We start from the raw sequence: 11,165 nt of genomic DNA on the forward strand, positions 1-11,165 counted from the left end.
AAATACAGCTCTTTGTTTTATTATGGTTAGCTCCGCTCTTCAGAGCGGAGGAACAAAATAATCCGAAAAAAATGCGGCTTTAGCCGCCATTCCACAATCAACAATCCAAAATAATCATCAATTAATTGCGGTTAAAGCCGCTTTGGTAAAAGATCTCTTAAATCCACGAGCTAAAGCTCGTGGCAAATCAATTACAATTAAATATTTTACAGATCCCCTTTGATCGGTTTGATAATAACATCCTCTATCACAACCTTTTTTGGCTGGCTTGCAACAGCGTAAGTTATATCAGCAACTTCACGCGGAGTCATCATCCTGTTGGCGGATTTCTGTCTGACAGCGGGACTCCACATAGGTGTATCAGTAGCTCCAGGCATAATGTTGGATATCTTTATATTGAATTTCCTGACCTCAGCTCTTAAGCCGTTGAACATTGCAAGCATTCCGGCTTTTGAAGCCGCATAAGCAGAGCTGTTGGTAAATACGGTATGCGCAGCAACACTGAGAATATTGATAATATGCCCGCGTTTTTTCTTCATCATTATCGGCAGCACTGTACGTGCCATCAAATATCCGCCGCGAAGGTTGGTTTCAATGATATCGTCAAATTCCGGTGGTTTTGTATCTATAAAGGATTTAAATGCAGTAATTGATGCATTATTGATAAGAATATCAATAGTGCCGCACTTTTCAAGTATCTTTTTCTTTGTGCTTATAATGCTGCGCTCTGAGCGGACATCGCATACAAAAGCGTAAGCTTCGTGTCCCGCAAAACGTATCTCGTTCACAAGGCTGACAAGCCTTGATTTCCTTCTTGCAGTTGCAACAATAATATAACCTGATTTTGCAAATACCTTGGCAAGCTCAAAACCTATACCGGTTGAAGCGCCGGTGATCCATACTACCCGGTTCATAAATTATAATTTAGTTCAACATATTGCTTGTACTCTAATACTCACCCCAGACACCGCGGAGAGTATTGGAAATCTCGCCAATAGAACAATAACTTTCAACACATTTCAGGATATACGGCAGCATGTTATCATTGCCTTCGGCTGCTTTTTTCAACCCATCCAGGTCGCGTTTTACTTCATCGTTGTTTCTTTCTGCTTTTACTTTTTTCAGCTTTTCTACTTGTAGCTTTCCGATAGCTTCATCAATATGCATCAGGTTAAGCTTTTCAGGGTGATCTTCATCAACAAATTTATTCACGCCAACAATTACGCGCTCACCTGATTCAATTTCCTTCTCAAATTCATATGCGCTGTTCGCAATTTCATCCTGCTGGAAATTAAGTTCAATGCATTTAACTGCCCCGCCTATTTCATCAATTTTATTCAGGTAGTCCCATGCCCCTTTTTCTATCAGGTCGGTAAGATACTCAATGTAATATGAACCTGCAAACGGGTCAACTGTATCGGCTATTCCGCTTTCATATGCTATTACCTGCTGAGTGCGTAATGCGGTTGTAACGGAATCCTCAGTTGGCAATGCAAGAGCTTCATCTTTTGAATTTGTGTGAAGTGACTGGCAGCCACCGAAGACTGCCGCCATTGCCTCAATGGTAGTGCGGATAACGTTATTTTCAACCTGCTGCGCCGTCAGGGATGATCCTGCAGTCTGGCAATGGAAACGCAGCATCATGCTCTTTTCGCTTTTTGCATTAAAGCGCTCTTTCATTATTTTTGAATAAATCCTTCTGGCAGCGCGGTATTTTGCTACTTCTTCAAGAAGGTTTATCTGCCCGTTAAAGAAAAATGAAAGCCTTGAAGCGAATTTATCTACATCAAGTCCTGCTTTAACTGCTGCTTCGATATATGCAATTGCATCCGCAAGCGTAAATGCAACTTCCTGCACGGCATTGCTGCCGGCTTCGCGGATGTGATAACCGCTGATTGATATTGTATTCCAGCTTGGTAAGTTCTCATTGCACCATGCAAAAATATCTGTGATTAGCCTCATGGAGTGTTTAGGAGGATAAATATATGTACCCCTTGCAATGTATTCTTTCAGAACATCATTCTGGATAGTTCCGCTTATCTTTTTAAGGTCAGCTCCCTGTTTTTTGGCAATTGCAACATACATACAAAGCAGCACCGCTGCGGTTGCGTTGATCGTCATTGAAGTGCTGATCTTTTCAAGTGTGATACCGTCAAATAGGATCTCCATATCCTTAAGTGTATCTATAGCAACGCCAACTTTTCCTATTTCTCCTTCGGCAATAGGTTCATCACTATCATAGCCTATTTGTGTAGGAAGGTCAAATGCTATGCTTAAGCCTGTTGTTCCCTGTTCCAAAAGGAATTTATACCGTTTGTTCGATTCTTCAGCAGAGCCGAAGCCGGCGTATTGCCTCATAGTCCAGAACTTGCTGCGGTACATTTGTTCATGCACACCGCGTGTAAACGGATATTTTCCCGGGTCGCCAAGCTTAGTTTTGTATTCTTCGGTATTTTGTGAAATAAATGCAGGGATATCTATAGCTGAATCTGTTAAGAATTTTTCTTTTCTGTTTTTGAATTCTTTCATGTTACTTACCTTCTTTTGTCTTATGGGTATAGTTCATAAATTTTCATAACAAAAATAGCTAAAATAGCTCATAAATAATATGATTAAGATTAGGTTTTAACTTAACTTATGAAATTTGTTAATTAAACCTATTGGATTAAAAGCAAAAAATCTATATCTTTGCCTTAATAAATCCATATCAAAAACCTAAATTTTTAAAGCTATGAATAAAAAATTTCTCGGAGCAGCGGCACTTGTTGTAATTTTCGCTTTCGGTTTTCTATATCTTAACCAGTCTTATTTAATAGCTAATGATAAAGACGGTAAAGATTGCAGCAAAGAATGCACATCAAGCGCAGGCGATAAATCAGGCTGTGATAAAACAGCGGCTATTGAATCATCAGGCGATAAAACAGGCTGCGATAAATCAAAATGCGGCGATAACAGCAATATTAAAGCAGGCGGCGAGTTTTCAAGCTACCAGTTCGTTACAGATAAAGTAACCTGCGAAGATTCAAAAGCAGATCTGCAGAAGAATTTATTAAGTATTGCAGGCGTTAAGGAAGTATCATTCGGCTCAACTTGCAATGTTTCAAAAATGACAAACGTAACAATAATGTATGCAGCAGGTGAAACCAATGAAGAAACTCTGGCTGCTTCATTAAAAGAAAAGAATATGGATTGCTCAGGTAAAACCGGCTGCAATAAAGAAGGAAAAAATTCCGGCGATAACAGCAAAGAATGCCCAAGCAAAAACAAAAAATCAAGCGATTCAAAACAGCTTTAATTTATTATTAAAGAAAGTTTTTAAAAAGGAGATTGGCAACAATCTCCTTTTTTTATGCGCTTTTGTAAGTCGAATCCCCGATTCGACTACAATTTAATTACTTAGACTCGAATCGGCGTTTCGAGTTACATTAGAGGCTCACACTTTTCTCTTTTAACCCTATCATTATTTAGCTAAATTTGAATACTAAACAACTACATTATGCCTGAAAAAATATTAATTGGCAGTGAATTCATTACAACCGCCAAAATAAAACCGGTAATAAATCCATATACAAATAAAACAATTGGCGAAGTTTACATTGCAGGTGATACAGAATTTAACACTTCTGCGGAATATCTGACAACAGTATCAAAAGAATTTGCAGCACTGCCGGCATATAAAAGGCAGGAATTGCTCTATAACATATCAGCAGGAATTAAAGCCAGGAAAAACGAGCTTGCAAAGCTTATTACAGATGAAACCGGCAAGCCCATAAAATTTTCACTGATCGAAGTTGACCGTGCAATTTTAACTTTCAGGCTTGGAGCCGAAGAATGTTTACGTATTTACGGCGAAGTACTGCCTTTAGATTTACTTCCGGGTTCTGAAAATAAAACAGGCATTGTACGCAGATTCCCGGTTGGATTGATACTCGGTATAACTCCATGGAACTTCCCTTTGAATCTGGCTGCGCATAAAATATCACCGGCGCTTGCTTCAGGTAATGTGATCATCATAAAGCCTTCATCAAGCTCAATTCTCACAGCAATTGCGCTTGGCAGAATTATTTTTGATGTTTGCAAAAAGCTTGGTATAAGTTCAATTCCTTTGAACATTTTGCCTGTTTCAGGCAGCGATATGGATAACCATATTAGTGACGGCAGAATTAAGCTTATAAGCTTTACAGGCTCAGGTGATGTGGGCTGGGGAATCAAAAAGAAAACAGACCGGCAGAAAGTTTCGCTGGAGCTCGGCGGAAATGCCGGAGTAATTGTAAATAATGATGCTGATATCGATTCCGCTGCTGCGAAAATTACAATTGGCGGATTTTCACAGGCCGGTCAAAGCTGTATTTCTGTTCAGCGGGTTTATGTACACAAAGATATTTATGATACTTTCAAAGGTAAAATTGTTGAATCAGCAAAAAATATTAAATATGGTGACCCGTACGATGAAAACACTATAACTGGACCGATGATAACTGAAGATGAAGCTATCCGGGCAGAAAATTGGGTTAATGAAGCAAAGAATGCAGGGGCAACTATCCTTTGCGGCGGCAAACGCAGCAGAGCTGTGCTTGAACCTACAGTGATTGAAAACGCGCCCGATACAGCCAATGTTAAATGCGCAGAAGTATTTGCCCCCGTAATAACTATTGAAGCTGTAAACAGCATCGAAGAGGCTGTTGAAAAAGTGAACGATTCGCGTTTCGGGCTTCAGGCAGGACTCTTTACAAATGACATGAATGCAATTATGTATGCTTACAATAACATTCACACAGGCGGAGTGATAATTAACGAAGCTTCGGCATACAGAATGGATGCAATGCCATACGGCGGCGTTAAGGATTCAGGCAACACACGCGAAGGCGTGCGCTATGCGATACATGAAATGACTGAAGAGAAAATACTTGTGCTGTAATTATAAAAATTTGCGAGGAACGAAGTGACGAAGCAATCTTATCAATGATTTAATAAAATGAGATTGCTTCGCTACGCTCGCAAATTAATAACTAACCAAATGAAATCCATATCAAGGGCTGAAGACTTCACAGATTTAAAAAATCAACCGAACAATCTTTGTATCAGCCTGTTCTCTACTCCGCAGAATTCGCAGTCAATGGGCTTTGCGGGGAACTCAGGTACCTTATTTTCAGCGCCGCATGACATACATTTAAATTGCTGCTGAACCTTTGTATTCTTGTGGCAGCTTTCGCAATGTACTTTATATGAGCCTTCCGGGATATAAATTTCAGCTTTGCAGTGTTCGCACTCTCCTGTTCTGCCCGATGGCCTTTCGATATCCACGTACTGCATACTGAAGCCGGACATTTTCAGAAATTTTTCCTGGTCAGCTTCCGTAAGGTACGGCAGCCATACCTGCACGAACATTGACATCTTCATTTTCATGTGCACTTGTTGTGGGATAAGATCGTGCATTATAGCATACTTCGGGTTTTCATAAAATACTCTCATCCCGTCTTTTGTCATTCCTATAAAAAATTCTGCCAGCCTGAAAAATCCTGTGCTTTCAACTTTATTCCCGGTGCCGTCATTATAATATGTCAATGCCTGCTGAAGCTGCTGCTGCTTAATTCCGTACTCCTGCCATTTTGGGTCAAAACCGTATTCAGTGCTTGATTCCGCGCACACTTCAAGGTAATCTCTGTATTTATATCCGTCATCAATCGATGGCGGAAGGTAAGCAGGGAAAGTACGGTAATAATAATCCCAAAAATCTTTTTGCAGGCTGAAATATTGTTCCTTATCTCCGCGCTGCAGGGCAGCCTGAATTTTATTCATAAGCGCAATTTTTGTTGCCTGATAGTTAAGGGTTTTAACTGTTGATTCGTTCCACTTATCAAGTCCAAGAGTATAGTCAATATCTGTGAATGAGCCGCAGTAATCACACATAATGTAAGGTGACCTGTATTCATTCACTTTAGGCGCGCCGCAGTTTACACATGTAAATTTCTTTATTTTCATAAAATTCCTTAATTATTTAGCATTTTAAAAGTTATGTTTAAACAATTTAAACACAATTTCCAAGATAAACAAAGAAAACATATGTTAAATGTTTGTAAATTATGACTAATATCATTGTTTAAAGTTGTAAAAAAACGGTATTTTTGTATATGAAAACAGGGAATTTTTTCAAATAACCCGATCCTATCAAATTAATAACACGCTAAGAAGGAGCATATCAATGGCAAAATCGTCATCAGTAATAAAAGATGTAATCGAAAAAGTCAAAATTAAAGATGCAGCTCAGCCCGAATTCCATCAGGCAGTAGAAGAAGTACTTTCTACCCTTGAACCAACAGTAGCAAAACATCCAGAATTTGTAAAAGCAAAAATATATGAAAGAATAGTAGTGCCGGATAGAGCAATTTTATTCCGCGTACCATGGGTAGATGATGCAGGCGAAGTTCAGGTTAACAGAGGCTTCAGAGTAGAATTCAATAATGCAATTGGTCCGTATAAAGGCGGTTTAAGATTCCATCCTTCAGTTAATCTTGGTATCTTAAAATTCCTCGGTTTCGAACAGATCTTCAAAAATGCTTTAACCACTCTCCCAATGGGCGGCGGTAAAGGCGGAAGTGACTTCGATCCTAAAGGCAAATCAGATGATGAAGTAATGAGATTCTGCTATGCATTCATGAGAGAGCTCTTCAGGCATATCGGACCCGACAGGGACGTACCTGCAGGCGATATTGGCGTTGGCGGAAGAGAGATCGGTTACTTATATGGCTATTATAAAAAGATAGTTAATGAACATACAGGCGTATTAACAGGCAAAGGACTTGAATACGGCGGAAGCTTAATAAGACCCGAAGCAACAGGTTACGGTACAGTATACTTTGCAGCAGAAATGCTTGCAGCCAACGGAAAAGACTTTAAAGGAAAACGCGTTGCAGTTAGCGGCTCAGGAAACGTATCACAGTATGCAATAGAAAAAGTTAACGATTTAGGCGGTATCCCGATAACAGCATCAGATTCAAACGGAACGATAGTTGATGAGTCAGGTATTGATAGTGCAAAACTCGCATTCTTACTCGATCTTAAGAACAACCGCCGCGGAAGAATTAAAGAATACGCTGATAAACACAAAGTAAAATATTATGAAGGATTGAGCGTTTGGCAGGTAATTAAAGAACACGGCTTAAAGGTAGATATAGCTTTACCGTGCGCAACACAAAATGAGCTTGATGAAAGCCTTGCAAAAGGTTTGGTCGATGCAGGCTGTTACTGCGTATCAGAAGGCGCAAATATGCCGAGTGATCTTGCAGCAATTAAGGTTTACCAGGATAACGGCTTCTTATACGGACCCGCAAAAGCTGCTAACGCAGGCGGCGTAGCTGTATCAGGACTTGAAATGAGCCAGAACAGTATGCGCTTAATGTGGAGCCGCGAAGAAGTTGATGCTAAGCTTCTTGGTATTATGAAGAGCATTCACAAAACATGTCTTGATACCGCAGAAGCTTACGGTAAAAAAGGCGATTACTTAACAGGCGCAAACATCGGCGGCTTTATTAAAGTAGCCAATGCAATGCTTGCTTATGGTATTGTGTAAGCCAATCAGCAATTAACAATTTACAATCAGGGCGCTTAGGCGCCCTTTTTAATTGCTTTTATGTGTTCTCAAACCCAAATCTTACTGCCGCTTCAAGTATATCAATGTTTATATCCTTGAGTGTTTTGAACTTAATGCAATAACCGGTTACGCTTGCCTTGCCAAGTTTTTTCCCGAATGTTTTGGCTAAGTATGACTTATCTTTTATTCCCATAACGTAAACAGATATCCCCGCAGTATTTGCACTCAATCCAATTTGATAGAACTCCCTGGTAGTTCCATCAGCATATTTTATGTTTTGCGAGCCATATCCAATATTTGGATTAGAAACTACTTTTCCATTACTGTCTTTGCCATCCAGGAACCATAATTTACATTTTGGTTTCAACTTCAGAATTTTTTTGTGCAATTCCTGCATATCGCTTTGTTTTGATTCAGGTTGGCTTGAAATATACTCTTTTATCTGTTCTTTTATATTCATATTATTATTTTTTAAGTTCCTCAGCAAGACCTATCAGCAGCCCGTCCGCTGCGCGGATATAACAAAGCCTGTATGAATTTTCATACTGAACGACCTCCCCCTCAAGTTTAGCGCCATGTTTGGTTAATTTTGTTACCATTTCATCAATATCTTCCACTGCGAACATGACCCGAAGATAACCAAGGGAGTTAACGGGAGCATTCCGGTGATCTGATACTACTGGAGGTGTGATAAAATTCGAAAGCTCGATCCTGCTGTGACCATCGGGGGTGACCAACATCGCAATTTCCACAGTTTGATCACCCAGCCCTGTAACCCTGCCTGCCCACTCACCTTCAATTACAGCCCTGCCTTCAAGCTTCATGCCTATTTCTTCAAATAAAGCTACAGCATCATCAAGTGATTCCACAACAATGCTGATATTATGCATACTGAGCAATTTGTTTTTTGCCATATATATTTTATTTCTTATTATAAAACATGTTTATTAAAGCCATCAGATATTAACCTAATTAACCTTCTTTTCGAAGGATCTTTTCCATCTTTCTGCCTTTAGCAAGCTCATCAACAAGCTTATCCATGTATCTTGCCTTTTGGGTCAGTGGATTTTCTATCTCCTCAACGCGGTATCCGCAGATAGTGCCTGTGATTAAATGTGCATTTGGATTAAGCTTTGCCCTTTTAAAAAATTCTTCGAAAGTAACTTTCTCTTTTATCAGTGCCTGGAGCTTTTTATTATCAAAGCCCGTAAGCCACTCAATAACCTCATAAAGCTCTTTTTTAGTCCTGCCCTTGTTTTCAACTTTAGTAACATAGTGGGGATACACTGATGCAAAGCTCATTTTTGCGATTTTCTCATCATGCGCTGCGGTGGTCTTCATATTATTTATTCATTTAATTTCTGATTTACAAAATTTACACATTGTGTACGTTTATTTCAATGTCACAATAAGACCCGGCTTATATTTCTTTCCCGGCAATTTGACTAATTTTAAAACCATATTAACATTATACTTGTATAAATCTAATGAAAGGAAAACTTAAATGGATCTTAAAAATGCAAAAGTATTGGTAACAGGCGGCAGTATGGGTATTGGCTACTCAACTGCTAAAGTATTTACAGAAGCAGGCGCGAAAGCCGTAATTTGCGGCAGAGATACAACCAGACTCAAAGCCGCAGCCAGAGAGATTGGCGCAATTCCAATTACAGCGGATGTACGTAAAGAAAGCGATGTAGTTAACCTTATAGCAAAAACCATTGAAGCTTTGGATGGTTATAATGTTCTTATTAATAATGCGGCTTACGGATATTTCAGTCCGTTAACCGGAATTGATACAGCAAAGTTCAATGAAGTATTGATGACAAATATTACCGGCGCAATGATGTGCGGCAGGGAGTCAGCAAAGTATTTCACAGAAAAAAATTATGGCAATATTGTAAATATTGCATCAAGCGCGGGAACGGGCGGATTCGCAAACGGCTCGCCGTATTGCGCAACTAAGTTCGCATTGCGCGGCATGAATGAATGCTGGCGCGCAGAGTTGAGAAAATATAATATCAGGGTTATGCTTGTAAATCCAAGTGAAGTACAGACAAATTTCGGCATTAATGCCGGCGGCAAGCCGCGTGATTTTAATCCGACAAAGCTTGAAGGCACTCAGATAGCTCATTTGATCAAATCAATGCTGGAAATGGATGATAAGGGCTTTATCCCTGAAGCCGGAGTTTGGGCAACTAACCCGAAATAGCAAGGTAAATTATTGGTATATAAATATTTGATATACAGCGGGTAACAAATAAGTAACAAATTATTACTATTGTTTTGTTAAATGAAAAATTTGATGATTATTATTATTTAAGCAAAACCATGCGTCTTGTTTCTGAATATGAATCAGACTCTAACTTATAATAATACACACCGCTTGCCCGATGAGAAGCATCCCACTCGGCTTCGTAAATTCCAGGTTTTAAATCTTCATTAACCAGAATAGCCATCACACGTCCTGTTATATCGTAAATTGTCAGCTTTGTAAATACTGATTTTGAGATGCTAAATTGAATCTTAGTATTTGGATTAAACGGATTTGGATAGTTCTGCGCTAATGAAAAACCCGTTGGCACTTCATTTGAAATAGGTTGAATGCCAACAGGACCGCCGCCATTAGTCGTATAGATAAGATTATAGTTATACGCTGAAGCCCATACCTTTTGTGAATTAATGCAGAAAACATCTTTGATAATAACTGAAGTATCAAGAGGTACACTTTGTAAGGACCAATTCAATCCACTGTTTATTGTTTTATAAATCCTACCGTATTGACCTACAGTATACCCAGTGTCATATGTTGAAAAAAATATCGCATAAAAATTTACCTGATTAAATGATCGTGAAATCCAATTTTGACCTCCATTGGAAGTAGTCAGAAGGGCACCGTTTTTACCTGCTATCCATCCAATATTAACTGGACCATAGTTCTTAAATTGGATACTTCTCAAAGTAGCATTTGTATTAGATATTTGATTCTCCCAATTAGCTCCACCATTGGTCGTATAAATTATTCTCCCCGAATCTCCAACAGCATAAACGACGTTAGCACTTAACATTTTAACCGAGAATAATCTTCCGTTTCCCGGAGTTACTAGTTTTTGCCATGTAGTTCCACTATTAGTAGTTTTCAATATAACTCTAGTTGAGTCATAAGAACCAACAATAAATCCATTCTGAGTATCCCAAAAATTTACATCATTAAGGAATGAATATACACCGCTAGTTTGCAACATCCAATTCAAACCTCCGTTTGATGTCTTCACAATTTTACCTCTATTGCCAACCGCCCATCCAGTCATTTGATTAACAAAATATAAAACAGAAACTCGATTTGTATCAACAGTTGTATAACCCAACCAGCTTACACCACCATTCGTGGTTTTATAAAGAGTATCAGAATGAACCGGGCAAGAAAACCATCCAGTGTTGTTGTCAAAGAACTGAATTCTATCAGGCCAACTAGCAGGGATATCATCGGTCTGCTGCAAATTATCAACATACCATTGTGAATATATTGTTTGAAAACAAATAAAGATCGCTATAATTAGTAATAATGTTTTCATAG

General features: G+C 39.0%; 11 protein-coding genes. 4 read left to right on the forward strand and 7 right to left on the reverse strand.

Annotated elements, in window-relative coordinates:
* Positions 1-206 precede the first annotated feature (206 nt).
* Together J0M37_15400 and J0M37_15405 are read right to left on the reverse strand one after the other, a co-directional pair.
* On the reverse strand, positions 207-914 hold the full coding sequence (locus tag J0M37_15400) for an SDR family oxidoreductase (protein MBN8586474.1): 708 nt from the start codon (positions 912-914) through the stop codon (positions 207-209).
* 34 nt (positions 915-948) lie between these two features.
* The gene (locus J0M37_15405; protein ID MBN8586475.1) at positions 949-2,529 is read right to left on the reverse strand and encodes a methylmalonyl-CoA mutase; all 1,581 of its coding nucleotides are present in this window, start codon (positions 2,527-2,529) and stop codon (positions 949-951) included.
* A gap of 202 nt (positions 2,530-2,731) precedes the next feature.
* Between J0M37_15405 and J0M37_15410 the strand changes: the two genes are divergently transcribed.
* Both J0M37_15410 and J0M37_15415 read left to right on the forward strand, forming a co-directional pair.
* On the forward strand, positions 2,732-3,295 hold the full coding sequence (locus J0M37_15410; GenBank protein ID MBN8586476.1) for a hypothetical protein: 564 nt from the start codon (positions 2,732-2,734) through the stop codon (positions 3,293-3,295).
* A 201-nt stretch (positions 3,296-3,496) separates the two neighbouring features.
* Complete coding sequence (locus tag J0M37_15415) at positions 3,497-4,918, forward strand: aldehyde dehydrogenase family protein (protein ID MBN8586477.1); 1,422 nt, start codon at positions 3,497-3,499, stop codon at positions 4,916-4,918.
* A 143-nt stretch (positions 4,919-5,061) separates the two neighbouring features.
* Here the strand turns inward: J0M37_15415 and J0M37_15420 are convergent, their stop codons facing one another.
* A complete protein-coding gene (locus tag J0M37_15420) occupies positions 5,062-5,982 on the reverse strand; it encodes a hypothetical protein (protein ID MBN8586478.1) in 921 nt (306 codons plus the stop codon).
* Positions 5,983-6,202: 220 nt separating this feature from the next.
* Between J0M37_15420 and gdhA the strand changes: the two genes are divergently transcribed.
* Complete coding sequence (gdhA, locus tag J0M37_15425; protein ID MBN8586479.1) at positions 6,203-7,570, forward strand: NADP-specific glutamate dehydrogenase; 1,368 nt, start codon at positions 6,203-6,205, stop codon at positions 7,568-7,570.
* 58 nt (positions 7,571-7,628) lie between these two features.
* Here the strand turns inward: gdhA and J0M37_15430 are convergent, their stop codons facing one another.
* From J0M37_15430 to J0M37_15440, 3 genes are read right to left on the reverse strand one after another with little or no spacing between them, the layout of a single operon-like run.
* The gene (locus J0M37_15430; protein MBN8586480.1) at positions 7,629-8,051 is read right to left on the reverse strand and encodes a DUF1801 domain-containing protein; all 423 of its coding nucleotides are present in this window, start codon (positions 8,049-8,051) and stop codon (positions 7,629-7,631) included.
* Between the two features lie 4 nt (positions 8,052-8,055).
* On the reverse strand, positions 8,056-8,505 hold the full coding sequence (locus tag J0M37_15435) for a VOC family protein (GenBank protein ID MBN8586481.1): 450 nt from the start codon (positions 8,503-8,505) through the stop codon (positions 8,056-8,058).
* Positions 8,506-8,563: 58 nt separating this feature from the next.
* Positions 8,564-8,932, reverse strand: a complete 369-nt coding sequence (locus tag J0M37_15440; protein MBN8586482.1) for a DUF2200 domain-containing protein — start codon at positions 8,930-8,932, stop codon at positions 8,564-8,566.
* Between the two features lie 163 nt (positions 8,933-9,095).
* On the opposite strand from J0M37_15440, the gene J0M37_15445 reads away from it, so the two are divergent.
* Positions 9,096-9,800, forward strand: coding sequence for an SDR family oxidoreductase (locus tag J0M37_15445; GenBank protein ID MBN8586483.1), 705 nt, complete (start codon positions 9,096-9,098; stop codon positions 9,798-9,800).
* Between the two features lie 103 nt (positions 9,801-9,903).
* Here J0M37_15445 and J0M37_15450 read toward each other — a convergent pair whose 3' ends face one another.
* The gene (locus J0M37_15450) at positions 9,904-11,163 is read right to left on the reverse strand and encodes a T9SS type A sorting domain-containing protein (GenBank protein ID MBN8586484.1); all 1,260 of its coding nucleotides are present in this window, start codon (positions 11,161-11,163) and stop codon (positions 9,904-9,906) included.
* Positions 11,164-11,165 lie beyond the last annotated feature (2 nt).

This window comes from Ignavibacteria bacterium, assembly GCA_017303675.1.
Lineage (GTDB): Bacteria > Bacteroidota > Ignavibacteria > Tepidaquicellales > OLB5 > OLB5.